At 71.6% G+C, this 25,044-nt stretch carries 26 protein-coding genes and 1 tRNA gene; 18 read left to right on the top strand and 9 right to left on the bottom strand.

The annotated features are described in order from the left end of the window. Positions 1-253 precede the first annotated feature (253 nt). The 6 genes from ACF1BE_RS02090 to ACF1BE_RS02065 all read left to right on the top strand — a co-directional run bounded on the left by ACF1BE_RS02090 (position 254) and on the right by ACF1BE_RS02065 (position 4,715). Positions 254-691: a DUF3052 domain-containing protein gene (locus ACF1BE_RS02090; protein WP_392197048.1), complete on the top strand. Its 438-nt coding sequence runs from the start codon at positions 254-256 to the stop codon at positions 689-691. Positions 692-820: 129 nt separating this feature from the next. Continuing rightward, positions 821-1,279, top strand: a complete 459-nt coding sequence (locus ACF1BE_RS02085) for a peroxiredoxin (RefSeq protein WP_392197047.1) — start codon at positions 821-823, stop codon at positions 1,277-1,279. Between the two features lie 138 nt (positions 1,280-1,417). Continuing rightward, positions 1,418-1,993, top strand: coding sequence for a TerD family protein (locus tag ACF1BE_RS02080; protein WP_392197046.1), 576 nt, complete (start codon positions 1,418-1,420; stop codon positions 1,991-1,993). Between the two features lie 96 nt (positions 1,994-2,089). Further along, positions 2,090-2,668, top strand: a complete 579-nt coding sequence (locus ACF1BE_RS02075) for a TerD family protein (RefSeq protein WP_392197045.1) — start codon at positions 2,090-2,092, stop codon at positions 2,666-2,668. 76 nt (positions 2,669-2,744) lie between these two features. Continuing rightward, positions 2,745-3,884 (top strand): DUF475 domain-containing protein, encoded by a 1,140-nt coding sequence (locus ACF1BE_RS02070; RefSeq protein WP_392197044.1) that lies wholly within the window; start codon positions 2,745-2,747, stop codon positions 3,882-3,884. Positions 3,885-3,980: 96 nt separating this feature from the next. Continuing rightward, positions 3,981-4,715, top strand: coding sequence for a Tellurium resistance (locus tag ACF1BE_RS02065; RefSeq protein WP_392197043.1), 735 nt, complete (start codon positions 3,981-3,983; stop codon positions 4,713-4,715). A gap of 30 nt (positions 4,716-4,745) precedes the next feature. Here ACF1BE_RS02065 and ACF1BE_RS02060 read toward each other — a convergent pair whose 3' ends face one another. Further along, positions 4,746-5,507 carry a TerD family protein gene (locus ACF1BE_RS02060; RefSeq protein WP_392197042.1) on the bottom strand — a complete coding sequence of 254 codons (762 nt, stop codon included), beginning with the start codon at positions 5,505-5,507 and terminating at the stop codon, positions 4,746-4,748. A gap of 177 nt (positions 5,508-5,684) precedes the next feature. Between ACF1BE_RS02060 and ACF1BE_RS02055 the strand changes: the two genes are divergently transcribed. From ACF1BE_RS02055 to ACF1BE_RS02045, 3 genes are read left to right on the top strand one after another with little or no spacing between them, the layout of a single operon-like run. Then, a complete protein-coding gene (locus ACF1BE_RS02055; RefSeq protein ID WP_392197041.1) occupies positions 5,685-6,860 on the top strand; it encodes an HpcH/HpaI aldolase/citrate lyase family protein in 1,176 nt (391 codons plus the stop codon). Between the two features lie 27 nt (positions 6,861-6,887). Beyond that, positions 6,888-9,350 carry a phosphoribosyltransferase gene (locus ACF1BE_RS02050; protein WP_392197040.1) on the top strand — a complete coding sequence of 821 codons (2,463 nt, stop codon included), beginning with the start codon at positions 6,888-6,890 and terminating at the stop codon, positions 9,348-9,350. Continuing rightward, on the top strand, positions 9,350-10,201 hold the full coding sequence (locus tag ACF1BE_RS02045; RefSeq protein ID WP_392197039.1) for an HAD family hydrolase: 852 nt from the start codon (positions 9,350-9,352) through the stop codon (positions 10,199-10,201). Before ACF1BE_RS02050 ends, ACF1BE_RS02045 begins: the two co-directional genes overlap by 1 nt. 105 nt (positions 10,202-10,306) lie before the next feature. Here the strand turns inward: ACF1BE_RS02045 and ACF1BE_RS02040 are convergent, their stop codons facing one another. Next, positions 10,307-10,537 carry a zinc ribbon domain-containing protein gene (locus tag ACF1BE_RS02040; protein WP_392197038.1) on the bottom strand — a complete coding sequence of 77 codons (231 nt, stop codon included), beginning with the start codon at positions 10,535-10,537 and terminating at the stop codon, positions 10,307-10,309. A 177-nt stretch (positions 10,538-10,714) separates the two neighbouring features. Between ACF1BE_RS02040 and ACF1BE_RS02035 the strand changes: the two genes are divergently transcribed. The 3 genes from ACF1BE_RS02035 to ACF1BE_RS02025 all read left to right on the top strand — a co-directional run bounded on the left by ACF1BE_RS02035 (position 10,715) and on the right by ACF1BE_RS02025 (position 15,647). Next, on the top strand, positions 10,715-13,021 hold the full coding sequence (locus ACF1BE_RS02035; protein ID WP_392197037.1) for a transglycosylase domain-containing protein: 2,307 nt from the start codon (positions 10,715-10,717) through the stop codon (positions 13,019-13,021). A 38-nt stretch (positions 13,022-13,059) separates the two neighbouring features. Then, a complete protein-coding gene (locus ACF1BE_RS02030) occupies positions 13,060-14,355 on the top strand; it encodes a hypothetical protein (RefSeq protein WP_392197036.1) in 1,296 nt (431 codons plus the stop codon). Between the two features lie 188 nt (positions 14,356-14,543). Beyond that, positions 14,544-15,647 carry an amidase domain-containing protein gene (locus tag ACF1BE_RS02025; RefSeq protein ID WP_392197395.1) on the top strand — a complete coding sequence of 368 codons (1,104 nt, stop codon included), beginning with the start codon at positions 14,544-14,546 and terminating at the stop codon, positions 15,645-15,647. Here the strand turns inward: ACF1BE_RS02025 and ACF1BE_RS02020 are convergent. From ACF1BE_RS02020 to ACF1BE_RS02010, 3 genes are all read right to left on the bottom strand, one after another. Beyond that, the gene (locus ACF1BE_RS02020; RefSeq protein WP_392197035.1) at positions 15,635-16,207 is read right to left on the bottom strand and encodes a DUF4383 domain-containing protein; all 573 of its coding nucleotides are present in this window, start codon (positions 16,205-16,207) and stop codon (positions 15,635-15,637) included. The two genes, ACF1BE_RS02025 and ACF1BE_RS02020, sit on opposite strands and share 13 nt — an antisense overlap. A gap of 83 nt (positions 16,208-16,290) precedes the next feature. Beyond that, a complete protein-coding gene (locus ACF1BE_RS02015; protein ID WP_392197034.1) occupies positions 16,291-17,697 on the bottom strand; it encodes a hypothetical protein in 1,407 nt (468 codons plus the stop codon). Between the two features lie 74 nt (positions 17,698-17,771). Continuing rightward, the gene (locus ACF1BE_RS02010; RefSeq protein ID WP_392197033.1) at positions 17,772-17,975 is read right to left on the bottom strand and encodes a hypothetical protein; all 204 of its coding nucleotides are present in this window, start codon (positions 17,973-17,975) and stop codon (positions 17,772-17,774) included. Between the two features lie 353 nt (positions 17,976-18,328). Here ACF1BE_RS02010 and ACF1BE_RS02005 point away from each other — a divergent pair. Beyond that, positions 18,329-18,400 (top strand) — tRNA-Val (locus ACF1BE_RS02005). Between the two features lie 57 nt (positions 18,401-18,457). Here the strand turns inward: ACF1BE_RS02005 and ACF1BE_RS02000 are convergent. Further along, a complete protein-coding gene (locus tag ACF1BE_RS02000) occupies positions 18,458-18,802 on the bottom strand; it encodes a hypothetical protein (RefSeq protein ID WP_392197032.1) in 345 nt (114 codons plus the stop codon). 84 nt (positions 18,803-18,886) lie between these two features. Next, positions 18,887-19,786 (bottom strand): ketopantoate reductase family protein, encoded by a 900-nt coding sequence (locus tag ACF1BE_RS01995; protein WP_392197394.1) that lies wholly within the window; start codon positions 19,784-19,786, stop codon positions 18,887-18,889. A gap of 91 nt (positions 19,787-19,877) precedes the next feature. Between ACF1BE_RS01995 and ACF1BE_RS01990 the strand changes: the two genes are divergently transcribed. The 3 genes from ACF1BE_RS01990 to ACF1BE_RS01980 all read left to right on the top strand — a co-directional run bounded on the left by ACF1BE_RS01990 (position 19,878) and on the right by ACF1BE_RS01980 (position 21,554). Next, a complete protein-coding gene (locus ACF1BE_RS01990) occupies positions 19,878-20,129 on the top strand; it encodes a DUF2277 domain-containing protein (RefSeq protein ID WP_392197031.1) in 252 nt (83 codons plus the stop codon). Positions 20,130-20,365: 236 nt separating this feature from the next. Then, complete coding sequence (locus tag ACF1BE_RS01985; protein ID WP_392197030.1) at positions 20,366-20,797, top strand: DoxX family protein; 432 nt, start codon at positions 20,366-20,368, stop codon at positions 20,795-20,797. A 142-nt stretch (positions 20,798-20,939) separates the two neighbouring features. Continuing rightward, complete coding sequence (locus ACF1BE_RS01980; protein WP_121791267.1) at positions 20,940-21,554, top strand: DedA family protein; 615 nt, start codon at positions 20,940-20,942, stop codon at positions 21,552-21,554. Positions 21,555-21,633: 79 nt separating this feature from the next. On the opposite strand, the gene ACF1BE_RS01975 is transcribed toward ACF1BE_RS01980, so the two are convergent. Beyond that, positions 21,634-22,278 carry an HNH endonuclease family protein gene (locus ACF1BE_RS01975; protein ID WP_392197029.1) on the bottom strand — a complete coding sequence of 215 codons (645 nt, stop codon included), beginning with the start codon at positions 22,276-22,278 and terminating at the stop codon, positions 21,634-21,636. A 386-nt stretch (positions 22,279-22,664) separates the two neighbouring features. Here ACF1BE_RS01975 and ACF1BE_RS01970 point away from each other — a divergent pair, with 386 nt between their 5' ends. Both ACF1BE_RS01970 and ACF1BE_RS01965 read left to right on the top strand, forming a co-directional pair. Beyond that, complete coding sequence (locus tag ACF1BE_RS01970) at positions 22,665-23,246, top strand: TMEM165/GDT1 family protein (RefSeq protein WP_392197028.1); 582 nt, start codon at positions 22,665-22,667, stop codon at positions 23,244-23,246. Between the two features lie 173 nt (positions 23,247-23,419). After that, entirely contained in the window at positions 23,420-24,085 is a 666-nt protein-coding gene (locus ACF1BE_RS01965; protein ID WP_392197027.1) for an HAD-IA family hydrolase, read from the top strand. A 247-nt stretch (positions 24,086-24,332) separates the two neighbouring features. Here the strand turns inward: ACF1BE_RS01965 and ACF1BE_RS01960 are convergent, their stop codons facing one another. Further along, the gene (locus ACF1BE_RS01960; protein ID WP_392197026.1) at positions 24,333-25,025 is read right to left on the bottom strand and encodes a peptidoglycan-binding protein; all 693 of its coding nucleotides are present in this window, start codon (positions 25,023-25,025) and stop codon (positions 24,333-24,335) included. Positions 25,026-25,044 lie beyond the last annotated feature (19 nt).

The raw sequence follows: 25,044 nt of genomic DNA, 5'->3' as shown, positions 1-25,044 counted from the left end.
TGGCAAAGTCGTTCGAGTGACGTGTCTGTGGATGATTCCGAACGGCACAAACGGGGCACATCGGTGTGAGGTGGGTTACGTAGAATCGGGATACGGTGCCAGAAGTTGCGGCGACCCGGCCGGGATCGTCACCGTTTCGGCGGTCCCGACGGCCGGGTACTTGCGCGATCCGCCCCGCCCGTGTGGACTACGGCCAATGCTTCGCGCACGCGCGTGGCTGAGACATTCCCAAGACATGATCAGGAGGCACCCCGTGAGCGCGACCGCGGACCACGCGGAGGAGCGGACTAACCCTGCCGCCAGGCTGGGTTTCCAGCCCGGGCAGGTGGTCCAGGAGATCGGCTACGACGACGACGTCGATCAGGAGCTCCGCGAGGCCATCGAGGAAGCCATCGAGGGCGACCTCATGGACGAGGACTACGACGACGTGGCCGACGCCGTCGTGCTGTGGTTCCGTGATGACGACGGTGACCTGACGGATGCGCTGGTGGATGCCACCACGTACATCGAAGAGGGCGGCATCGTCCTGCTCCTCACGCCGAAGACCGGCCGTTCGGGGTACGTGGAGCCGAGCGACATCCAGGACGCCGCCACGACGGCCGGCCTGACCGCGGCCAAGAGCGTCAGTGTCGGCAAGGACTGGAGCGGCAGCCGTCTGGCGACGCCGAAGGCGGCCAAGTCCAAGAAGTGACCGCTTCGTCACCACCGGACGGGCCGGGAACGTCCGGCCCGTCCGTCACCCCCGGGGATCGCTGCGTAGGGTGGACCACGGCGTTTGCTGTGCCCTCCCCCCGACAGCCCACCGAAGGGATGCACGACGATGGCGATCCAGGTCGGAGACAAGGCGCCCGACTTCGAGCTGAAGGACAACCACGGCCGGACCGTGCGGCTCTCGGAGTTCCACGGCGACAAGAACGTGGTCCTCCTCTTCTATCCGTTCGCCTTCACCGGCGTGTGCACCGGCGAGCTGTGCGAGCTGCGCGACAACCTGCCGCAGTTCTCGGACCGCGACACCCAGCTGCTCGCCGTCTCCAACGACTCCATCCACACCCTGCGCGTCTTCGCCGAACAGGAGGGGTTCGAGTACCCCCTGCTGAGCGACTTCTGGCCGCACGGCGAGGTCTCGCGCGCGTACGGCGTCCTCGACGAGGACAAGGGCTGCGCCGTTCGGGGCACCTTCATCATCGACAAGGAGGGCATCGTGCGGTGGACCGTGGTCAACGGCCTGCCGGACGCCCGTGACCTGGGCGAATACGTCAAGGCACTCGACGCCCTCTGAGCCGTCCGGCGGCTCGAAACCGCTGATTTCCCCTGCTCATGCTCTGCGGGTGACGGGAACCCGTCACTAGGATCGACACGTTGATCCCATATCCGAAGCACGACGGGGTTCCGTCCCCGAACACCACATGGAGGACCCGTGGGAGTCAGCCTCAGCAAGGGCGGCAACGTATCACTGACGAAGGAGGCCCCGGGCCTGACCGCCGTCATCGTCGGTCTGGGCTGGGACGTGCGCACCACGACCGGCACGGACTTCGACCTCGACGCCAGCGCGCTGCTGCTGAACAACTCCGGCAAGGTCGCGAGCGACCAGCACTTCGTCTTCTTCAACAACCTCAAGAGCCCGGACGGGTCCGTCGAGCACACCGGCGACAACCTCACCGGTGAGGGCGAGGGCGACGACGAGCAGGTCAAGGTCGACCTGGCCGGCGTCCCGGCCGACGTCGAGAGGATCGTCTTCCCGGTGTCGATCTACGAAGCCGAGAACCGCCAGCAGTCCTTCGGCCAGGTCCGCAACGCCTTCATCCGCGTCGTGAACCAGGCCAACCAGCAGGAGATCGCTCGCTACGACCTGAGCGAGGACGCCTCCACCGAGACCGCCATGGTCTTCGGCGAGCTGTACCGCAACGGCGCGGAGTGGAAGTTCCGCGCCGTCGGCCAGGGCTACGCCTCGGGTCTGCGCGGCATCGCCCAGGACTTCGGCGTCAACGTCTGACACCGATCCGCTCCCGCCCCGGCGCCGCACCGTTCCACGGGCGGCGCCGGACGCGCAGCACCACCAGGGAAGCACCACCAGGGGAGGACCAGCATCATGGGCGTCACGCTCGCCAAGGGAGGCAACGTCTCCCTCTCCAAGGCCGCACCGAACCTCACCAACGTCCTGATCGGGCTCGGCTGGGACGCGCGGTCCACCACCGGCGCCCCCTTCGACCTGGACGCCAGCGCGCTGCTGTGCGACGGCACCAACCGGGTGCTGGGCGACGAGTACTTCGTGTTCTACAACCAGCTCACGAGCCCCGAGGGTTCCGTGGAGCACACCGGGGACAACCTCACCGGTGAGGGCGAGGGGGACGACGAGTCGGTCCTGGTCGACCTCGCCAAGGTGCCGGCCCGGTGCGAGAAGATCATCTTTCCGGTGTCCATCCACATGGCGGACGAGCGCGGGCAGACCTTCGGCCAGGTCTCCAACGCCTTCATCCGCGTGGTGAACCAGGCCGACGGCCAGGAACTGGCCCGGTACGACCTGAGCGAGGACGCCTCCACCGAGACCGCCATGATTTTCGGCGAGCTGTACCGGTATCAGGGCGAGTGGAAGTTCCGTGCCGTCGGACAGGGGTACGCGTCGGGCCTCCGGGGTATCGCTCTAGACTTCGGAGTCAACGTTTCGTAAAGCCGCGTACGGCGCGGGGGAGACCCTCCCCCAGACTCCGTCTGGGAGGGACCCCCAACAGATGATGGGGTAGCCAGTGCTTCTGAAAACCTTCGGCTGGTCGTTCGCGGTCACCGCGCTCGGCCTGGTCGCTGCGGTGTTCTACGGGGGGTGGACCGCCTTCGGCATCGTGGCGATCCTCGCCGTCCTGGAGATCTCGCTCTCCTTCGACAACGCGGTGGTCAACGCCGGGATCCTGAAGAAGATGAGCGCCTTCTGGCAGAAGATCTTCCTCACGGTCGGCGTTCTCATCGCGGTCTTCGGCATGCGGCTGGTGTTCCCCGTCGTCATCGTGGCGGTCACCGCCAAGATGGGCCCGATCCAGGCCGTCAACCTGGCGCTCAACGACAAGGACCGCTACCAGCAGCTGGTCACCGACGCGCACCCGGCGATCGCCGCCTTCGGTGGCATGTTCCTGCTGATGATCTTCCTCGACTTCATCTTCGAGGACCGGGACATCCAGTGGCTGCGCTGGATCGAGCGGCCCCTGGCCAAGCTCGGCAAGGTCGACATGCTGGCGGTCTGCATCTCCCTCGTCGTCCTGCTGATCACCTCGTTCACCTTCGCCACCCACGCCCACCAGCACGGCGGCGCCCACGCCGACAAGGCGCAGACGGTCCTGATCGCCGGCATCGCGGGTTTGATCACCTACATGGTCGTCGGCGGTCTGTCCGGATTCTTCGAGGACAGGCTGGAGGAAGCGGAGGAGCGCGAGCACGAGGAGGAGGAAGAGGCCGCCCGCTCGGGCAAGCAGCGCTCGGCGGTCGTCCTGGCCGGCCAGGCCGCGTTCTTCATGTTCCTCTACCTCGAGGTCCTCGACGCGTCCTTCTCCTTCGACGGCGTGATCGGCGCCTTCGCCATCACCAACGACATCGTCCTGATGGCCCTCGGCCTCGGTATCGGCGCGATGTACGTCCGGTCGCTGACCGTGTACCTGGTCCGCCAGGGCACCCTCGACGACTACGTCTACCTCGAACACGGCGCCCACTACGCCATCGGCGCCCTCGCCATCATCCTCATGGTCACCATCCGGTACGAGATCAACGAGGTCATCACCGGCCTCGTCGGCGTCGTCCTGATCGCCTGGTCGTTCTGGTCCTCCGTCCGCCGCAACCGAGCGCTGGCCGCGGCCGGCGAGGGCACCGGCGACAAGGCCGAGGTCGCCTCCGGGGTGTGACACCCCTGCCGGTGAGGAACGCTTCGAGCGGGGCGGCCGACGCGGTCGGCCGCCCCGACGGCGTCTGGACGAGCACGCGAGTACCTGGGGGCGGGAATGGGTTTCTTCGACGGACTGCTGGGCGGGCGCGCCGCCGACTTCGACTCGGGCAACGCGACCAACACCATCGAGCTCACCAGACGGCACCAGGCGGTGTCCCTCACCAAGCAGGACGCGGCCACCGGGCACCTGCGGGTCAACCTCACCTGGCGGATGCGCACCTCCGACTTCGACGGGGGCCGGCGCCCCAGCCTGCTGCGGCACCCCTTCAGGGCGCTGAAACCGCCGGAGATCCTCGGCCACGGGGAGAGCATGGTCGACGTCGACCTCGACCTCGGCTGCCTGTACGAGCTGGCCGACGGCACCAAGGGGGTCGTCCAGCCGCTCGGCGGCTACCTGGGCGACGTCAACGCGCCGCCGTACATCAAGCTCAGCGGCGACGACCGGTTCGGCTCGGGGTCCGGCGAGACGATGTACGTCAATCTCGACCACCGGGACGCGCTCAAGCGGCTGCTGGTCTTCGTCTACATCTACGACCGGACGCCCGCCTTCGACCGCACCCACGCGATCGTCACCCTCTACCCGAGCAACGGCCCCCGCATCGAGATAGGCCTCGACGAACGCCATCCCCAGGCCCGCTCCTGCGCCGTGGTGATGATCGAGAACGTCAAGGGCGAACTCGTCGTCCGCCGGGAGGTCAAGTTCGTCTACGGCTTCCAGGGCGAACTGGACCGCCTGTACGGCTGGGGACTCCAGTGGGGCCGGGGCTACAAGACCAAGGTCGACCGGTAGTCACCCCGGCACGGGACCCTGGCCGCCGCCCTACCGCCCGATGAACTGCGGCCCCTGCGGCGGCAGCCGGAAGTCCGGGTCCAGCCCCACGGTCGCCGGTACCGGCACGGGCACCGGCTGGGGGTGCGTCTGCGGCGGCGGCTGCGGGTAGCCGTACGCCGCCTGCGGCGGCACCACGGACGCCGGCAGCTCCGGGGGCAGCGGCCGGGACGCCGGCCCGGCGGGAGCCGGCTCCTCCTCCGTCTCCTCCGACTCGTCCACCGAGATGCCGAAGTCGGTGGCGAGCCCCCTCAGCCCGTTCGAGTAGCCCTCGCCCAGAGCGCGGAACTTCCATCCCTCCCCGCGCCGGTACAGCTCCCCGCAGATCAGCGCCGTCTCCGCACCGGTCTCCGGCTTGATGTCGAACCGGGCCAGCGGCTCCCCGTCGGCGGCCCCCGCGTCGTACAGCAGGATGCACAGCGCCGGCACCCGGTCGAAGGGGACCCCGTCGGCGGAGGCGACCAGCAGGATCCGGCCGACGCTCGGTTCGACACCGGGCAGGTCCGCCTGGATCGTGTCGGTCAGTCCCTCGGCGATCCGCTTCTTGCCCAGCCGCCACACCACCCCTGAGGGGTGCCGGGGCTGGTTGTAGAAGACGAAGTCCTCGTCGGAGCGCACACGGCCGTCGGGCCCCAGCAACAGCGCCGAGACATCCACGTCCGGGACTTCCTGCCCCGGCGTCCAGCGCAGCACCGCGCGGACCGTGGTGGCCTCCAGCGGGACGTTCGACCCCTTCAGCATCGCGTGCGTCATGCGGTCATCCTGCCCTCTCGGTCCTGGTCACGACAATGCGGGGGGCCGTGGCGCCGACATGGGCGGGTCACCGGAAATTCATGCCCACCGGGAACTCCTCACATGGATCCCTACGTACTATTACCGGCCACCCTTTACCGAATCCTCAGACTCGGCTCGCACCCCAGAGGGAGTCCTATGCGTCATTTCGGGCACATCGCCCCGGAGGTGCGTCAGCGCCTCTTCCACCGGGAGCCGTGCGCGTTCACCGCCGACTCCCCGGCCCGGTTGCTCTCCGCGGCCCTGGGCGCCACGCTCTACAGCCCGGCCACCCGGCCCCGGCTGGCGGACGACATCGTCAGACAGGCCGGGAACGGCGTGGTCTCGATGGTGCTGTGCCTGGAGGACTCGATCGGCGACGCGGACGTCGCGGCAGGCGAGGAGAACCTCGTCCGCCAGTTCGCCGCCCTCGCCGGCCATGCCGCCCGGCCCGGCGTGGAGCTGCCCCTGCTGTTCATCCGGGTACGCACCCCCGAGCAGATCACCGACCTCGTACGGCGACTCGGCCCGGCCGTGCGCCTGCTGTCCGGTTTCGTGCTCCCCAAATTCACCGGGGAACGCGGCATCCCCTTCCTGGAGGCCCTGACCGTCGCCGAGGCCGCCACCGGCCGGCGGCTCTTCGCCATGCCGGTCCTGGAGTCCCCGGAACTGCTCTACCTCGAGTCCCGGGTGGACACCCTGGAGGGCATATTCCGCGCGGTCGACAAGTACCGCGAGCGGGTGCTGGCCCTCCGCCTCGGCGTGACCGACTTCTGCTCCTCCTACGGCCTGCGCCGCGCCCCCGACATGACGGCCTACGACGTCCGGATCGTCGCCTCCGTGATCGCCGACGTCGTGAACATGCTCGGCCGCGCCGACGGCACCGGCTTCACCGTCACCGGCCCGGTCTGGGAGTACTTCCGTGTCTCCGAGCGCATGTTCAAGCCGCAGCTCCGGCAGAGCCCCTTCCTGGAGATGCAGGCCGTCGAGCTGCGCGAGAGGCTCATCGAACACGCCATGGACGGCCTGCTCCGCGAGATCTCCCTCGACCAGGCCAACGGCCTCCTCGGCAAGACCTGCATCCACCCCTCCCACGTCCTGCCCGTCCACGCGCTCTCCGTGGTCAGCCACGAGGAGTTCAGCGACGCCCAGGACATCCTGCGGCCGGAACGCGGCGGCGGGGGTGTCCTCAGGTCGGCGTACACGAACAAGATGAACGAGGTGAAGCCGCACCGCGCCTGGGCCGAGCGGACCCTGCTGCGCGCCGAGGTGTTCGGCGTCGCCAACGAGGACGTCGGCTTCGTGGAGCTGCTCGCCGCCGGCATACCCGGCTGACCTTTCCCGCCTCTTTCCAAGGAACGCATGAAGAACGCAGTGAACGACGGGGTCTGGACCGGCAGCTGGGTCGCCGAGCGGCTCGGGGTCGGACTCACGGGCGACGACGGGCTGCCGGCCCTGCTGGGGCTCGCCCTGCGCCGCAACCCCAAGCGGGCCCACCTGCTGGTCTCGAACGTCCTGGGCAAGCACGTCCCCCAGTCGCCGTCCGTGGTCTACGACCACGGGTTCCGGCTGGGCCGCCGGGTCGCCGAGCTCCTCGGCGGGACGGAGGCGGCCACCGCGGTGGTCCTCGGCTACGCGGAGACCGCGACCGGGCTGGGCCACGCTGTCGCCGACGGGCTCGGTCCCGTGCCCTACCTGCACTCCACACGGCGGCCGGTGGCCGGGATCGCCCCCGCGGGCGGGTTCGAGGAGTCGCACTCCCACGCCACATCGCATCTGCTGCTGCCGGAAGACCCCGCTCTGCTGGCCGGTGACGGGCCGCTGGTACTGGTCGACGACGAGTTCTCCACCGGCAACACCGTGCTCAACACCATCCGAGACCTGCACGAACGGCATCCACGTGAGCGGTATGTGGTGGTCGCCCTGGTCGACATGCGCTCGCCCGAGGACGCCGCCCGGATGGAGCGGTTCGCCGGTGAGATCGGGGCGCGGGTGGATCTGGTCGCCACCGCGTCCGGGACGGTGCGTCTGCCGCCCGGTGTGCTGGAGAAGGGGCAGGAACTGGTCGCGCACCACGAGTCCGCCGGGGCCGGTCGCGCGGTTCCCCGCACCCCCCGGGGGGCGCCGCAGCCGGGGCAGGCCGGCCGGGTGGACCTGCGCTGGCCTCCCGGCCTCCCCGACGGCGGCCGGCACGGTTTCACACCCGCCCACCGCGCCCGCCTGGAAGCCGCGCTGCCCGCCATGGCCGCCCGCACGGCCGAGGCCCTGCCCGCCGGCGCCGGCCGCGTCCTCGTGCTCGGGTGCGAGGAGCTGATGTACGCCCCGCTGCGCCTCGCCCGCGAGCTGGAGCGGCTCCTGCCGGCCGACGTGCGGTTCTCCACCACCACCCGCTCGCCCGTGCTCGCGGTCGACGACCCCGGCTACGCCATCCGCACCCGCCTGGTCTTCCCCGCCCACGACGACCCGGCCGACGGCCCCGGCGAGCGCTACGCCTACAACGTCGCCGGCGCCGGCTTCGACGCCGTCGTCGCCGTGGTCGACTCGGCCGCCGACACCTCCGCCCTGCACGCGCCCGACGGCCTCCTCGCCCGCCTCGCCGCGCACGTCCCGCACGTCCTGCTCGCGGTCGTCCCCTCGTACGTCCCGCACGCACCCGAAAGGCCGGCCATGCTGCCCGAGCCCCTCCGCGGCCCCGCTTTCTCCTCGTACGCGCCCGAGGAGGTCGGCTGGCTGCTCCAGGACCTCTCCGACGTCCACCTGGAGGCGCCGACCGAGGAGCGCGAGGAGGCCATCCAGAGCGGCGGGGCGCACTACGCCGAGTCACTGCCGGTGGAGTACCAGCCCAGCGAGCAGTACCAGCAGCTGTTCCACGCGGCCCTGGACGCCTCGGCCGCACGGATCGCCCGGGCGGCCGGCGCCGTGACGGAGCTGGTGCTGGCCGAGCGCTCGCCGCGCCCGGTACTGGTCTCCCTCGCCCGCGCGGGCACCCCGGTCGGCATCCTCATGCGCCGCTGGGCGCGGTTCCGGCACGGTCTCGACCTGCCGCACTACGCCGTCTCGATCGTCCGGGGCCGGGGCATCGACGCCAACGCGCTGCGCTGGCTCGCCGCCCACCACGACCCCCGGGACGTCGTCTTCGTGGACGGCTGGACCGGCAAGGGCGCCATCACCCGCGAACTCGCCCAGGCGGTGGAGGAGTTCGAGGCGAAGGAGGGCATCACGGGCTTCGACCCGGAGATCGCCGTCCTCGCCGACCCGGGCTCCTGCGTACGGGTCTACGGCACCCGCGAGGACTTCCTCATCCCCTCCGCCTGCCTCAACTCCACGGTGTCCGGCCTGGTCTCCCGCACCGTCCTGCGCGCGGACCTCGTCGGCCCGGACGACTTCCACGGCGCCAAGTTCTACCGCGAACTCGCCGGATCCGACGTCTCCGGGGCCTTCCTGGACGCCGTCTCCGCCCGCTTCCCGGAGGTCGCCGGCTCCGTCGGGGCGGCGGCCGGGGAACTGATGACCCAGGACCGTTCGCCCACCTGGGCGGGCTGGCGGGCCGTGGAGCGCATCAGCGAGGAGTACGGCATCCACGACGTGAACCTCGTCAAGCCGGGCGTCGGCGAGACCACCCGGGTGCTGCTGCGCCGGGTGCCGTGGAAGATCCTCGCGCGGGCCGGCGCCGGCGCCGACCTGGACCACGTCCGGCTGCTCGCCGGGCAGCGCGGGGTGCCCGTCGAGGAGGTCGGCGGCCTGCCGTACACCTGCGTCGGGCTGATCCACCCCCAGTACACGCGTGGTGCCACGGGCGCCGACGGCCGGGCGGTGACCGCGTGATGCCGGTGCTCGTGGCGAGCGACCTCGACCGTACGCTGATCTACTCCGCCGCGGCCCTCGCGCTGACCATGCCGGACGCGCGGGCGCCCCGGCTGCTGTGCGTGGAGGTGCACGAGGCCCGGCCGCTGTCCTACCTGACGGAGACCGCGGCCCGGCTGCTGACCGACCTCGGCGACGCGGCCGTCTTCGTGCCGACGACGACCCGGACGCGCAAGCAGTACCAGCGCATCAACCTGCCCGGACCGCCGCCGAAGTACGCGATCTGCGCCAACGGCGGCCACCTCCTGGTCGACGGCGTCACCGACGCCGGCTGGCACGCCGGGGTGCAGGCACGGCTCGCCGAGGAGTGCGCGCCGCTGGAGGAGATCCGCGAGCACCTGCTGAGGTCCGCCGACCCGGTCTGGGTGCGCAGGCAGCGGATCGCCGAGGACCTGTTCGCCTACCTCGTGGTCGAGCGCGAGCTGCTGCCCGAGGAGTGGGTGAAGGAGCTGGCGGTGTGGGCGGAGGGCCGGGGCTGGACGGTGTCGCTCCAGGGCCGGAAGATCTACGCCGTGCCGAAGCCGCTCACCAAGAGCGCGGCCGTCCGCGAGGTCGCCCGCCGCACCGGCGCGGAGCTGACGCTGGCGGCGGGGGACTCCCTGCTCGACGCCGACCTGCTGCTGGCCGCCGACCGAGGCTGGCGGCCGGGCCACGGCGAGCTGGCCGACACCGCGTGGGGCGCGCCGCACGTCAGCGCGCTGCCGGAGCGGGGGGTGCTGGCGGGGGAGCGGATCCTGCGGGAGTTCCTGGCGGCGACAGGGGCGGCGCGGGCCGCGCACGGGTCAGCAACGGCGGTCGGCCCACCGGCGTAGGCCTACAGGTGTTGGCCAACGAGGGTGTCGGCCAACACCGGTGGGCCCACGCCCGTGGGGCCAACGCCCGTGGGCCGACACGCGTGGGCCCACGCCCGTCGACGCTCAGCCGCAGCACCCTCCGCCGCAGCACCCACCGCCCCCGCCTCCGCCGGCCCGGGGTGCCGGGGAAGGGGCGGAGGCGCGGGCGACGCCGGCCACGGCCACCGTCGACAGCAGTTTGACCGTGTCGTCGTGGCCCGCGGGGCAGCTCGCGGGGGTGGCGGACTCCGCCATCGGGCGGTTCAGTTCGAAGGTGTCGCCGCAGGTCCGGCAGCGGTACTCGTAGCGAGGCATGGGCCCAGGTTAGTCGTCGAGGGCCCCTGGGGGGCACCTCAATGTTCTATGAGTGTTGCTTACTATCCGGCATATGTGCGGGGCATTCGAAAACGTTACTGATAATTTGTGAATGCCGTTGCGAGGATGCTCAGCTCACCCGCGCGAGCAAGACCTAGTGCGGAGGGAGACGCAGGCGTGACCGACGCTTCGCAGGGGGAGGGCGGCTCCATGGGGGATGGCCGGGGCGAGAAGCCACGGGAGGCCGACGAGACCCTGCACCTGAGAGTGGACGCCCTCCGGGCGGACGAGACCATGCAGTTGCGGGTCCCGCCGCCGCCCGAGCCGTCCGCCCCGGCCGGTGGCCGGGCGGAGCGGCGGCGTGGCGCGCGCTCCGCCGAAGGCCTCCCGGCGGATGCTTCCGGCCGTTCTTCCGGCCGTTCTTCCGGTGGTCGTTCCTCCGGCCTGTCCACCGCCCGCGAGCGCGCCGTCGCCGCGCGTGCCCGTCTGATCGGCCCGCTGGCCCCGTACGCGCGCCGCCTGGCCCCGTACGCGCAGGTCGTGGCCCCGTACGCGCGCCGCCTCAAGCCGGTCTATCCGCGCCGCGGCCGGACCGGCTGGCGGCGCTGGATACCCTCCTGGCGCCAGTCGCTCGGCGCCGTCCTGTCCTCGTTCGGTCTGCTCGCCGCGTTCCTCGTGACCGCGTACGCGATGACGGACATACCGAGCAACATCAACTCTTACGCGACACAGCAGGACAACGTCTACTTCTGGTCCGACGGCACGCCCATGGCCCGGACGGGCTGGGTGCAGCGGCAGGCGATGCCGCTGCGGGACATACCCCCGGACGTCCGCTGGGCGGTGCTCGCGGCGGAGAACGAGAGTTTCTACTCGGACCCGGGCATATCCGCCAAGGGCATCACGCGGGCGCTGTTCCGCACGCTGGGCGAGGGGGACACCGAGGGCGGGTCCACCATCACCCAGCAGTACGTCAAAAACGTTTATCTCACACAGAACCAGACGGTAAGCCGCAAATTCACCGAGGCGATGATCTCCCTCAAGCTCGACAACGCGATGAGCAAGGACGAGATCCTCGAGGGCTATCTCAACACCAGCTGGTTCGGCCGCGGTACCTACGGCATCCAGCGGGCGGCGCAGGCGTACTACGGCAAGGACGTCGGCAAGCTCAACGCCTCCCAGGCGGCCATGCTCGCCTCGCTGCTCAAGGGTGCCGGCCTCTACGACCCGACGCTCGGCAAGGCCAACCACGCGCGGGCGGTGGAGCGCTGGTCCTGGATCCTCGACCGCATGGTCAAGATCGGCAAGCTGTCGCCCGAGGAGCGGGCCAAGTACACCGAGTTCCCCGAGCCGCTGAAGAGCAATCCGCTGTACGACACCGGTGAGCAGAGCGACTACCTGGTGGAGCTGGCGTCGCAGTACGCCAAGAAGGCCGCGCATCTCACGGACAAGCAGTTCGACCTGGGCGGCTACCAGATCTACACGACGTTCGACCGCAAGCGGGAGAAGGCGCTGACCGACGCCGTCACCAAGGCCCGCAAGCAGGCGAGGCGGAACGACCCGAAGGTGGCGGCCGACGCGCACTACGGCGCCTCCTCGGTGGCGGCGGACGGGCGCATCCTGGCCGTCTACGGCGGCCCGGACCACCGTAAGCAGGGCTACAACGACTCCAACGCGACCACCGTCCCGGCCGGCACCGCGTTCACGCCGTTCGTCTACGCCGCCGGACTCGAACACGGCGTCCACACGTCACGGGGCGGGCCCGCCACGCCCGTCACCCCGGAGTCCGTGTACGACGGTGACGACGGTGTGCCCGTCACCACCCCGGAGGGGCCCTACTGGGACCGCAGCGGCAAGAAGGTCGCCGCGCACAACGACGGCGGGAGGTCGTACGGGCGGATCACGCTGCGCGAGGCGATGGCCCGTTCGGTGAACACCCCGTTCATGCAGCTCGGCATGGACGCCGGCCTGGCCGACGTACGCCGGACCGCCGAGGCGTCCGGGCTGCTGTCGTCCAGCATCGGCCCCCAGGTGCCCGCCCTGTCGATGGGCAACTCCACGCCGAGTGCGATCCGGATGGCCAGCGGTTACGCCACGTTCGCGGCCGACGGCACCCACACCGAGCCGTACTCGGTGCGCCGCGTCACCCGGAACGGCGCCCCGATCGCCCTGACCGTCCCGCACGCCAGGCGGGCGGTCGGCGCCAAGGTGGCCCAGCAGGTCACCGAGGCGCTCACCGACTCCTTCCGCACCGCTCACCCGGAGGCGGCGGCCGGCCGCACCGGGGTGTCGGGGAAGGCCGGCACCACCGAGAAGGACACCGCCGCCTGGTACGTCGGCACGGCCGACGCCGTGTCCACAGCGATCGTCGTCTACCGGATCGACCTGGCCAGATCCCTGGAGCCGCTGCCGCTCGAGGGGCTGGCCGGTACATCCGCCAACAGCGTCCCGTATGCCCTCTGGTCGGCCGCGACGGGCCTCGGCTGAGACCTGTCCACCTTCCCCTTCCCCAGAATGAGCCGCGCATGCCCCGCAAGATGTCGTCGTCAGGCCGCCGTCGAGCCCCCCGTCGCCGCGGTGCACCCCGGCCCACCCGGCCGCAGGTGCTGACCGCCCTGGCGGCCCTTCTCGTCGTGGCGTCGCTGGTGGCCGGTTTCCTGGCACTGTCCCGCTCGGACAGCACCACGCCGACCGCCTCCGCGGACCGGAAACCCACGGCCGCCCCGAAGGCCACGCCGAGCCCGAGCTGGGACGGCAGGACCAGGGTCCTCGGCGACGGCTCGACCTCGTACACGGGCCCGCAGAAAGGGCAGTTGAAGCCGGTGCCGCTCAAGCCGGGGGAGAAGCCGCCGCAGTTCGTGGTGTTCTCCTGGGACGGCGCGCTGGAGGGCAGCGACCACCTGTTCTCGCACTACCGGGAGCTGGCCAAGCAGTACGACGCCCACATGACGTTCTTCCTCACCGGCATCTACCTGCTGCCCAAGAGCAAGAAGTCGCTCTACCACGGCCCCATGCACTCGCCCGGCGACGCCGCGATCGACTACGCCACCGACGACCACATCCGCACCACGCTGGAGCAGCTGGGCGAGGCGTACAAGGACGGCGACGAGATCGGCACGCACTTCAACGGTCACTTCTGCGAGGCCAAGGGCGGCGGCGACTGGAGCGTGGGGGAGTGGAAGAGCGAGATCGACCAGTTCTTCTCGTTCGTGGAGCACTGGAAGACCAACACCGGCTTCAAGGACGTGCCCGCGCTGCCGTTCGACTTCAAGCGGGAGGTCACCGGCGGCCGGGCGCCCTGCCTGGAGGGGCAGAAGAACCTGCTCAAGGCCATCAAGAGCTACGGCTGGCGCTATGACGCCAGCTCACCGGGCGACTTCCAGATATGGCCGTCGAAGAAGAACGGCATCTGGGACTTCCCGCTCCAGATGCTGCCGTACGAGAGCGGCAAGTACCAGGGCCTGTCGATGGACTTCAACTTCCTCTACAACCAGTCCGACGGCGAGACCAAGGGCGATCCGGCCAAGTACCCCGAGTGGGAGCAGCAGACCGTCGACTCCTACATGGCCGGCTTCAACCGCGTGTACTACGGCAGCCGGGCACCGCTGTTCATCGGCAACCACTTCGAGGACTGGAACGGCGGCATCTACATGCGGTCCATCGACCAGGTGGTCAAGAACGTCTGCACCAAGAAGGGCGTGAAGTGCGTGTCCTTCAAGGAGCTGTCCGACTGGCTCGACGTGCAGAAGCCGCAGACCCTGGCCGCTCTGCGCAGCCTCGACCCCGCCCAGTCGCCGGACTGGTCCGCGGTCGTCAAGTGACCCGAGAGCGCCGCCGGTTCCACTTGTGCAACCCCCTTCACAACCGTGGCACACGCCGTGCGAAGATGCCCCTCTCCCGGTAGGTGTACCGGCGTAGAGGGGAAACATCATTGAAAACAAGAAGACTGAGCCGTAAGCGGAGCCGCACGGCCATAGTCACCGCGGCCGCCGCCTCGGTGGTCGCCGGTGTGGCCCTGGTGCCCAACTGGAGCGCGGGTGCGGCGGTGACCGACGATCCGACCGTGGACGCGGCCACCAAGGCGACCTTCCAGCGGCTGGCCGACGCGGTCTTCACCGACCGCACGCAGGCTCTCGTGGAGGGCGCCGGCAAGGCCGGCACCCGGCACACGTCCGGCTTCTCGGGGTCGGTGCGCCTGTCCGGTGGGCAGACACGCGAGCAGACGTCCGCGCTGGACGAGCTGCGTGACCGCCGCAGCCGGCTGGCCCGGCTGGGTGAGACGTACGGCGGGGGAAACACCAAGGTCACGCTGGACGCGACCCGGGTCACGGGCCGGCACGCGAAGGTCGCCGTCACCGAGAGCACGACCCTGTCCTACGACAAGGCCACGACCAAGGGGCCGAAGTCCACCGGCTTCCAGGCGCACCACGAGCTGACCTTCACGGCCGACCGGCACGGGAACTGGCAGCTGACCGGCATCCGTGACACGGACGACGGCTACCTCGCGGTGAACCAGGTCGCCAAGCCGGCTGTCGCCAAGGTGAAGACCGCCGGTGAGGACGACGGTCCGCCGAGCGCGGTCCGCTCGGCCACCAGCTGGCCCGCGCCCGCCAACGCGAAGAACTTCTCCGCGTCCGGCTACGACTACCAGGCCATGGCGGCGTACGCGGCGAAGTACTGGAACAAGTACAACCCGGCCTACCCGGACTTCAACGGGCAGGGGGCCGGCGGCGACTGCACCAACTTCGTCAGCCAGTCCCTGAAGGCGGGCGGCTGGAAGCACGTACCCGGCTACACGACCGACTTCCACAAGTGGTTCGGCAACTCCGACATCCAGTCGGACTCGTTCGTCGGGGTCAACGAGTTCTCCTGGTTCGCCCTGTCCTCCAAGCGGGTCACCAGCCTGGCCAACGTCTACCAGCTGGATGTCGGTGACGTCCTCCAGATGGACTTCAACCGGGACGGGTCGAAGGACCACTCCATGATCGTCACGTACCGCGACCGCCGGGGCGTGCCGTATGTGAGCTACCACTCGACCAACACCTACAACAGGTCGGTGGCCAGCCTCGTCGCCTCGTACCCGAGCGCGGCGTTCTACGCCTACCGCACCTGACCCCGCTGCTGGTCCCGCCGCTCCGGCCCGTCCCGCTGCTCCTGCGGGGAGGGCTCGGGGTGGCGGGCCCGCCAGTACGGGTTGTCGTACGGCAGGGCGTGTCCGACCCGGCCGTACATGCCGAAGGTCATCAGCAGCAGGCCCACGACGAAGCTGAAGAACACGTTCTGGATCTTGAAGGCCAGGAAGTTGCTGCCGGTGTCCAGCAGGCCGAGGAACAGGAAGCCGTTCAGCAGGAACAGCACGCCGAGGACCATGTTCAGGGTCGAGGCGACGTTCCCTCCGATCACCATGCCGGCCAGCAGGATCGCACCGATGCAGATCGACAGGACACTGAGCGAGCCGTTGGTGTTCAGCCCGACGACCCTGTCACCCCCGGTGTTGAAGTAGCCGATGTGATCGATCAGGCCGAGGATGCCGAAGACGACCAGGAACGCTCCGATCAGGCCCGCACCGAACCGGTAGACCCGGTTGAGGCGGTGATCGACGGGCAGGTGGTCGTCCAGCCGCGTCCGCCGGCGCTCGCCGGCGTTCCTCGTGCGCACTGCGTGTGTGGCCATGTCCGGCTCCCTCGGGCGCTAGCGGAGGCCATCCGTCCACTTCAATATCCGCCCGCCCCGCCCCACTCGGCAACACGCGCGGCTCAGTGCCCGGTGCCGCGCTCCTCGCGGATCCGTGACACCACCCGGGCCACCGCCTGCCGCACCGCGTCCGTCTCGGTGAGGAAGTGCCAGTAGTCCGGGTGCCGCCCCTCCAGCGTGCCGATCGCCCGCTCCAGCCGGGCCACCGCGTCGTCCAGCGGCCGGGCGTCCCGCGGATCGGGGGTCGTACGGCCCGTCATGGCCAGCCGCTGGGCGTCCCGGATCGCGAACCGGGTCCGCTCGATCTCCTGATGCGGATCCTTCTGCACCGCGTTCAGCCTGGTGAGCCGGTCCCCGGCGGCCGAGACGGCGTCGTCCGTGGTGTTCAGCAGGGCCCGTACGGTCGACAGCAGCGAGGTGGCGTCCGGCCACCGCTGGGCGTCCCGCGCCGTCTGCGCCTCGCGAAGTCTCAGTTCGGCCTGCCGCACGTTCTCGGCGGCCTGTTCGGGCACGTGCTGGAGATCCTGCCAGCAGGAGGCCGTGAACCGGCGTCGCAGCTCGCTCAGCACCGGCTGCACCTGCCCGGCGCGCGTGGTCAGCGCCTGCGCCCTGGTGCGCAGGCTGACCAGCCGGTGGTCGATCTCGGCGGCCTTCTCCGGCAGCCGCTCCGCCTCCGCGCGGATCGCCCCGGCCTCCCGCTGCACCCGCTCGGCGCGTTCCAGCGTCGGCGCCACACCGTGCTGCCCGGCGCCCTGGTTCAGCCGGGTCAGCTCCGGCGACAGGGCCGCCAGCCGCGCGGCCAGCTCGTCGGCGCGCAGTCCCTGCTCCCGTACGGCGTCCAGGGCGTTGCTCGCGGCCAGCAGTGACTGCCGGGCCCGCTCCACGGCCGGTGCCAGCCGGGCCAGCGCGGTCTCCGCGGTTCCCAGCAGCGGCCCGAGCGAGGAGCCGAACCGCTCCAGGTCCTGGCGGACCCGCACCAGCTCGTCCCGGGCCGTGGTCAGCTCGGCGCGCGCCCGGACGGCCGCGGCGGCCTCCAGGTCGTCGCGGTCCAGGTCATGGGCGTCGACGGCCTGGATGTACTGTGCGCTGGCCTCGTCGATCCGGCGCCCGAGGGCCTCGAAATCGGAGACGGCGCGCCGGGCGCCGGGGGAGTCGTCCACCGCCGTGATGGTCTCGATCGAGATCCGCAGATCCCGCTGCGCGGTGTCGAGTTCGTAGAACGCCGCTGCGGCGGCGTCCTTGGCGGCCTGCGCGTCGGCCCGCTGACTGTCCGCCCGCCCGCCGAACCAGCGGCGGGTGCCGCCGCCGGCGAACGCGGCCGGCAGCGCGAGCGCGGCCAGCACGGGCAGGCCCATCAGGGTGAGGGCGTCCCGCAGGGCGCCCCGCCGCGGGGCGGGCCCGCGCCGGGCCCGTGCGGTGAGCGGCGGCGGGTACGGCCGCGTCGCTGGCGTGCCCGGTGTCGCCGTCACATCCCTCTCCCGTGCTGTGGTCCGCCCTGGGTGGTGTCATTCTCCCACCCGTCGAAGACGAACACACGGGCCGGTCAGTTCGCCGTACGCACCGTGACTTTGCCGTTCTGGGCGTGCGCCGACACCCCCGGCGCGCCCGGCCTCGTGGACGCCCGCAGCGACGACGGCTCGATCCTCACCGCCTGCTCGGCCCGGCACCGGATCGAGGTGCCCCGCGGGGTCGGCGTGCAGGTCGCCGGGACGCGCTCGGCGTCCGCGTCGGCGACGGCGCCGTGCACGTCACGGACTTCAGGGGGCCGCTGGACCTGCGGGCCGACGACGGGTCGGTGCGCCCGCGGGTCACGGCGACCGTCCTGGCCTGCTGCCCCGCGGCGACGATGTCCGGGGCGGAGTCGTCGGAGTCGACGGTGTGGGCCGGCGGATCTTCCCCCTGAGCCGGCCCGCCGGACCGGGGCCGGAGCACGTCGGTCTCCGGCGACTCCAGGTGGCGGGCGCCCGCGTGACGCTCCGGCGGCCACCCGGACGAGGGTGGGGACGGGGACAACCTCCCGCTTCGCCGCCCCGCACGGGGAAGAGAGGAGAGCGGTTTGCGGCGCAACCCACCGGGCAATGTAGGCTGTCGGCCTGTCCCGGGTGCGTAGCTCAGGGGTAGAGCGCCTGCCTTACAAGCAGGATGTCGGCGGTTCGAAACCGTCCGCGCCCACCGGCCGGCCCCCCGGAGAAGTCTCCGGGGGGCCGTTGTGCTCGAGTGGGGCCCCTGCTACCTCCCGCCCTCCGCCGTCTCCTCGTGGACGTGCTTGAGCCGGGTGCGCGCCTCGACGCGGTCCGCCGCCGCGACCTCGGTCCAGAAGCGGTGGGTGCTGACGAAGACCGCGAGTTCGTGTTCGCGGCGCCGCAGCTTCTCCACCTCGGCCTGCTCGTCGGCCGTCCAGCCGGGGGACGCGGGCCGCTCCACCTTGCGCCAGCCGTTGTCGTCGCTGAAGCCGTCCATCGGCTCGACCGACCAGGGAAGCCGCCTGAGCAGGGCCGACAGCTCGGCCCGGACCTGATGCAGCTCCTCCTGGCCGGCGAGGAGGTCACTGGGGAAGTCATAGGTCGTAGCCACGCGATAATGCTACGCCTGTTCGATTTTATGGAGCGAGTCCGATCCCGGCGCGTGGACCGTGTTCATCCGAACGGGTGGCCGACGTCAGTGCCCGGCGGCACGCAGCTCCCCCACCAGCCGCGCCGTCACCGGCACCGCTACGCCGTACCGCTCGGCCGCGCGGAGCAGGGCCCCGCCGATGGCGTCCAGTTCCAGCGGCCGGCCGGCCTCGGCGTCGCGCTGCATGGACGACCTGGTGGCGGGCGGGAAGGCGTCGAACCGGGCCAGGGCCCCGGCCGGATCGGCCGGCACGCCGCAGGCCCGGCTGACCGCGGCGGTCTCGGCGACCAGCGCCCGAAGCTCCTCCCGGTGACGGGTGCGGACCTCGCCGAGCGGGCGGCCGTACCGCGTGGTGAGCAGGGCGAACGGGGCGAGGAAGGCCATCTTGCCCCACAGGGCCGCCGTCTCGTCGCCGGCGACGCGGACGGTCGTACCGGCGGCACGGAGGTGCACGGCGAGGGCTTCGAGACGGGCGCGCGGTACGGCGTCCCCGGCCAGGTCCAGCTCCGTGAACGGGCTGCCGTGTTCGATCACGCCAGGGGCGAGCCGGGTGGACTCCACGCGGATCACGGCCGGGGCGACCCGGTCGGGGCGGTAGCGGGCGCGGAGGAGCACCGGGTGCTCGACCCCGTTCAGCAGCGGTACGACGAGCCCGTCACCGAGGGCGGCGGCCGGGACGCGGGTCAGGGCCTCGTCGAGCGCGGTGTGTTTGACGGCGATCAGACAGGCGTCCACCGGTCCGCGCAGCTCGGTGTCCGCCTCGACGGGGGTGGTGAAATCGCCGAACTGCGGGCTGCGGACCGTGATGCCGGTACGGCGCAGGGCGCCCGCCGTGTCGTCGCGGGCCACGCAGACGACGCGGTGGCCGGCGCGGGAGAGGAGGGCGGCGAGCAGGCCGCCCGTGCCGCCGGGGCCGAGGACGGCAACGGTGAGCGGGTTGGTCATGGAGTTGTCCTTCCGACGGTCGGCCCCGGGGTCGGTGGCCGCCTTCGCGACGATCATCGCAGGGGCGGCCGGGGCGCGCCAGACTGAGTGCATGTGCCGGAGCATCAAGACGCTGCGTCCGCCCGCGCTGCCGGGCGAGGCCACGGACGAGGACATGCGCGCCGCCGCGTTGCAGTACGTGCGGAAGGTGTCCGGGTTCCGGGCCCCCGCCGCCCACAACCGTGAGGTCTTCGACCGGGCGGTGGACGCCGTGGCCCGGGCCACGGCGGAGCTGCTCGACGGGCTGGAGGTCCGGGGCGCGGGCGCCGCACGGGCGGAACCGGACCGGGCCGCGCAGGGGTAGCCGACCCGGGGCGCAGCGGGACGGCGGACCGGACGCCCCCGGTCCGGCCGAGGAGGCCGTCGCGCCATGCCGGCATGTCTTCGTGACGGCGCCCGGGAAAGACATCGGAGCCGGATGTTGAACTTGCAAGCACTGCTTAGGGACACCTAACCTGGACTCTCGTTCGGTTCCGCCGCCCCACGACCGGTCCACGTCCCGGCCGGTCCGACCGACACCGAAGAGGAGAAGTCCCCACCATGTCCGCACGCCTCAACGCCGCTCAGCCCTACGCCCTCGGGCTCTTCCGCATAGTCATCGGCCTGCTCTTCGCCGTGCACGGCGCCGCCGCCCTGTTCGGCGTCCTCGGCGGCGCCGCGGGCACCGGCGGCACGGTCGAGGCCGGCACCTGGCCCGGCTGGTACGCGGCCGTGATCCAACTGGTCGCCGGCGGCCTGGTGCTGCTGGGCCTCGGCACCCGCGGGGCCGCACTGGTCGCCTCCGGCTCGATGGCGTACGCCTACTTCGACGTCCACCAGCAGGCCGCCCTGTGGCCCATCCAGAACGGCGGCGAGCTGTCGGTGCTGTTCTGCTGGGCGTTCCTCCTGCTGGTCTTCACCGGCTCCGGCGTCTTCGGCCTCGACCGGCTCCTCGCCCGGCGCACGGCGGCGGCCGGCGAGCCCGCCGCGTAACAGGCCCCGCCGACGGCCCGATCCGGCACCGCGCACCGCCTGTGGGCACCCGGTCCTCACCCCGCGAAACCCCCGTGAAACCTCCTGTCACACCCCCGGCGTACGCTGTATGGCTGTCAACGGGGGAGTGTCGGGAGTCGTGGTGTTCGAAAGCGTGGGGTCGCTGGCGGCCGGTCCATGGATCTATGCCGTGGTGGCCCTGTCGGTGCTGTTCGACGTGTTCCTGCCGGTCCTGCCGAGCGGGGTGCTCGTCATCACGGCCGGCACGGCGGCGGCGGCGGGGTCGGGCGCGGCGGCGGGCGGGGTCCCGCACGAGGTGCCGGACATCCTGGCCCTGATCGTCTCCGCGGCGACCGCCTCGGTCCTCGGCGACCTGGTGGCCTACCGGCTGGCGTGGCGGGGCGGCGCGCGCCTGGATCGCGCGATAGCCCGCTCCCGGCGGCTGACCACCGCGCAGGAACGTCTCGGCGACGCCCTCGCGCGAGGCGGCGGCGCGCTCGTCGTCCTCGCCCGCTTCGCCCCCGCCGGCCGCTCGGTCGTCTCCTTCTGCGCGGGCGCCGCCCACCGCCGCGCCCGCGACTTCCTGCCCTGGTCGGCCCTGGCCGGCCTGTCCTGGGCCGCGTACAGCGTCGCCCTGGGCTACTACGGTGCCCAGTGGCTGGGCGCGACGTGGCTGGCCACGGGTGTCTCGGTGGCCGCGCTGTTCGGGGCGGGCGCGGCGGCGGGCTTCCTGGTGCGCCGCCGGCCGGCCGCCTGACGCGGCGCGCGGCGCCCGCGGGGACGCGGGCACCGCACGACGGGCCCCGGCGGACCCGCGGTCACCGGGTGCGCGAGGTTCAGCAGCCCGCCAGGTAGTTGGTCAGCGCGCTCTTCTCGGCGGAGTCGACCGAGAGGTTGTAGTAGTACTTCACCTGCACCCATGCGCGGACGTAGGTGCAGACGTACGCGGACCGGGACGGCACCCAGGTGGCCGGGTCCTGGTCGCCCTTGGCCTGGTTGACGTTGTCGGTGACGGCGATGAGCTGCGGCCGGGTCAGGTCGTTGGCGAAGCCCTGCCGCTGGGCGGTCGTCCACTTGCTCGCCCCGGAGTCCCAGGCCTCGGCCAGCGGGACGAGGTGGTCGATGTCCAGGTCCGAGGCGGCGGTCCAGGTGGCGCCGTCGTACGGGGAGTACCAGCTGCCGCTGGTGGCCGCGCAGGCGGAGTCGGTGACGACGTTCGTGCCGTCCCGCTTGAGGACCGTCTCGCGGGTGTTGCAGGTGCCGCTGATGGTGATCCAGAGCGGGAAGAGGTCGCGGCTGTAGCCGGTGCGGTTCTCGGTGGCCACCGTGAGCTGGGCGAGGTAGCCGCGGGCGGTGGCGGCGCTGACCGGCGTGGGGAGGGCGGCCGAGGCGCTCGGGGAGTTGAACAGCGCGACGGAGGCCATCAGGCCGGTGAGGGTCGCCAGTATGCTCAGCCGTCGACGCGCGTAGAGTTTGGGCATGGGGTAACTCCCTTGTGGCGTGGGGGTGTTGGGGTGCGGGCGAGGGAATGCTCGCGGGACGGTGTGACCGGGGGGTGAGCGCTCGGTAAGAAGCTAATGACGTGCGCATGACACGACAAGGTTCACGGCGGAACCTTCACATCCCGTACGATGGGTGGCGCAGAAGGGGAGTAGCTCTTCGCCGGACCGTCGACATACTGCTCAGCGAGCCTGAGCCGGCGCCCGGAGGCGGACCATCGATCCTCGTCGACGTCCGCCAGCGAGACCTTCGGCAAGCAGTGCACGCCCGCGCCTCCCGGCGCGGGCGCCGTGTGCGCTGCCGTGCCGAGGTGTCAGCGCATGACGTACCGCACTCTCGGCGGGGCAGCCCGACCGATCGAGGGACTTTGATCAGCATCACCGTGACGGCGCTCGTCTTCGGCGTCATCTTTCTCGCCGAACTGCCCGACAAGACCGCGCTCGCCGGCCTCGTCCTCGGCACCCGCTACCGCGCCTCGTACGTCTTCGCGGGCGTCGCCGCCGCCTTCCTGCTGCACGTCGTGCTGGCCGTCGCGGCCGGCAGCGTGCTGACCCTGCTGCCGCAGCAGATAGTGCACGCCGTCACCGGCGTCCTCTTCCTCGGCGGGGCCGCGGTGCTGCTCCTGAAGAAGGGTGAGGACGAGGAGGAGATCAGGAAGCCCGCCGACCAGTCCTTCTGGAAGGTCGCCGGCACCGGCTTCATGCTCATCCTGGTCGCCGAATTCGGCGATCTCACCCAGATCATGACCGCCAACCTCGCCGCCCGCTACGACGACCCGCTCTCCGTCGGTCTCGGTGCCGTACTGGGCCTGTGGGCCGTCGCCGGACTCGGCATCGTCGGCGGAAAGGCCCTGATGAAGCGGGTACCGCTGCGGCTGATCACGCAGATCGCGGCGCTGCTGATGCTGGCGCTCGGCGTCTGGAGCCTGTATGAGGCCGTGGCCGGCTGAGCTGAACGGCGGATGAACGTCCGCGCGGGGTGGTGGCGGGATCCCCGGTCGGTTTTGTACCGTGGAGGAACAAAGTGGCTCCCGCCCGTTTTCCCTGACCGGCGGGCGGGGCCGCCTTGTCCCTCCCGCCGTCCTCCCGACACGGGACCCTTTTTCCGTTCCTGGAGCTGCCGATGCCGGCCACCGTCACGCCCACCGTCCTCACCGCCCGGGCCCTCCTGCTCGACATGGACGGCACCCTCGTCAACTCCGACGCCGTCGTCGAACGCATCTGGCGGCGCTGGGCCGAGCGGCACGGGCTGGACGGCGACGAGGTGATGAAGGTCGTGCACGGCCGGCAGGGCCACGCCTCCATGGCCGTCCTGCTCCCCGACCGGCCCAGGAAGCAGAACCTCGCCGACAACGCCCGGATGCTCGCCGAGGAGACCGCCGACACCGACGGCGTGACCGAGGTACCCGGCGCGGGCACCTTTCTCGCCGCCCTGCGCGGACTCCCGCACGCCCTGGTGACCTCCGCCGACGTCGGCCTGTCCACCGCCCGCATGAACGCGGCGGGGCTGCCGCTGCCCTCCGTCCGCATCACCGCCGAGTCCGTGAGCGCGAGCAAGCCCGACCCCGAGGGGTTCCTCAAGGGCGCCGCCGAACTGGGCGTCGACCCCACCGACTGCGTCGTCTTCGAGGACTCCGGCGCGGGCATCGCGGCGGGGCGCGCCGCGGGGATGCGGGTCGTGGGAGTGGGGGCGCGCGCCGCGGTCCACGGGCCCGACGCCGTCGTCCGCGACCTCACGCAGGTGGCGGTGGAGGCTTCGGGCGGCGCGGTGCGGCTGCGCCTCGGCTGAGCGGGGTCCTTCCGGTAAGGGCGCCTTGGCCGGCGGGGGGCGGGTGTCGTCGGGGGGCGGGGTGTTCGTCGCACGCCGGGCGATGGGGTGGGGCCGGTGCCGGCGGGTCCGTATGGTGCGCTCGGTGTCCTGGGTGGGGTGCGGGTCGGTGTCGGCTGGTCGCGCAGTTCCTGGCGCCCCTTGGGTGGGGGTGCGTGGGCGGGGTGGATTCGGCGCGCTGAGGGGGGAGGGCGCGTGGCCGGGGCCGCTATGGCTGTGCGGTTTCCGATTCCAGGCTCGATCGGGTCGCCGGGCCGTACTCGCCCAGGGTGTCGCCCTTGATGCCCCGGGCCAGCTGGTAGTTGCGTACGGCGTCCTCCACCGGGCGGGTGAAGACGCCGTTGACCTGGTCGCCGTAGAGGTTCAGCCGGCGCAGCCGCTGCTGGAGTTCCGTGACCTGCGGGCCGGTGTCGCCGCGCCGCAGTACCGGTGCCGCGGCGGGTGTGGTGTGCGGGGTGCCCGAGACCGTCCCTGACGGGGTGGGGGAGGCGGAGCCGGACGCGCTGCCTGAGGGCGTCGGAGCAGGGGACGGGGAAGCGGAGCCCTGGGACGGGCTCGGGTCGGCCGATGCCGATGCCGATGCCGACGGGGACCGGGGAGGGGGCGGGGCCGGTGAGCGGGGCGCGGCCGGGGGTGCCGACGCGGAGGCGGGGCCCGGTGCGCCGACGTCCGGGATGCCCTGCCTGACCTCCGGGGCCCCCTGGTCCCGCGCGGGCTCATGGTAGGAGGACAGCGCGAAACCGGCTGCCGCGACGAGCGCGATTCCCGCGCCCCCGGCCGCCAGCAGCACGGTACGGCGGGAGCGGCGCGGTGGCCGGGGGTGCGGGCCGGACTCGGCCGGGAGCTGCCCGGCGGACCCCGCACCGAAGGCACCGGTCTCCGCCGGCGAATGCGACGACACGGGGGTGCCGGTCTCTGCC

The organism is Streptomyces sp. NPDC014991, assembly GCF_043080665.1.
In the GTDB taxonomy this organism is placed as follows: domain Bacteria; phylum Actinomycetota; class Actinomycetes; order Streptomycetales; family Streptomycetaceae; genus Streptomyces.
This window is presented reverse-complemented; position numbering and strand designations above follow the sequence as displayed.

Coding starts and splice junctions, on each gene's coding strand:
- ACF1BE_RS01985 (WP_392197030.1), top strand. CDS start 20,366: ATGTCCGCACGCCTCAACGCCGCTCAGCCCTACGCCCTCGGGCTCTTC.
- ACF1BE_RS02045 (WP_392197039.1), top strand. CDS start 9,350: ATGCCGGTGCTCGTGGCGAGCGACCTCGACCGTACGCTGATCTACTCC.
- ACF1BE_RS01965 (WP_392197027.1), top strand. CDS start 23,420: ATGCCGGCCACCGTCACGCCCACCGTCCTCACCGCCCGGGCCCTCCTG.
- ACF1BE_RS02030 (WP_392197036.1), top strand. CDS start 13,060: ATGCCCCGCAAGATGTCGTCGTCAGGCCGCCGTCGAGCCCCCCGTCGC.
- ACF1BE_RS02085 (WP_392197047.1), top strand. CDS start 821: ATGGCGATCCAGGTCGGAGACAAGGCGCCCGACTTCGAGCTGAAGGAC.
- ACF1BE_RS01975 (WP_392197029.1), bottom strand. CDS start 22,278: ATGCCCAAACTCTACGCGCGTCGACGGCTGAGCATACTGGCGACCCTC.
- ACF1BE_RS02050 (WP_392197040.1), top strand. CDS start 6,888: ATGAAGAACGCAGTGAACGACGGGGTCTGGACCGGCAGCTGGGTCGCC.
- ACF1BE_RS02055 (WP_392197041.1), top strand. CDS start 5,685: ATGCGTCATTTCGGGCACATCGCCCCGGAGGTGCGTCAGCGCCTCTTC.
- ACF1BE_RS02060 (WP_392197042.1), bottom strand. CDS start 5,507: ATGACGCACGCGATGCTGAAGGGGTCGAACGTCCCGCTGGAGGCCACC.
- ACF1BE_RS01995 (WP_392197394.1), bottom strand. CDS start 19,786: ATGACCAACCCGCTCACCGTTGCCGTCCTCGGCCCCGGCGGCACGGGC.
- ACF1BE_RS02040 (WP_392197038.1), bottom strand. CDS start 10,537: ATGCCTCGCTACGAGTACCGCTGCCGGACCTGCGGCGACACCTTCGAA.
- ACF1BE_RS01990 (WP_392197031.1), top strand. CDS start 19,878: ATGTGCCGGAGCATCAAGACGCTGCGTCCGCCCGCGCTGCCGGGCGAG.
- ACF1BE_RS02020 (WP_392197035.1), bottom strand. CDS start 16,207: ATGGCCACACACGCAGTGCGCACGAGGAACGCCGGCGAGCGCCGGCGG.
- ACF1BE_RS02075 (WP_392197045.1), top strand. CDS start 2,090: ATGGGCGTCACGCTCGCCAAGGGAGGCAACGTCTCCCTCTCCAAGGCC.
- ACF1BE_RS02065 (WP_392197043.1), top strand. CDS start 3,981: ATGGGTTTCTTCGACGGACTGCTGGGCGGGCGCGCCGCCGACTTCGAC.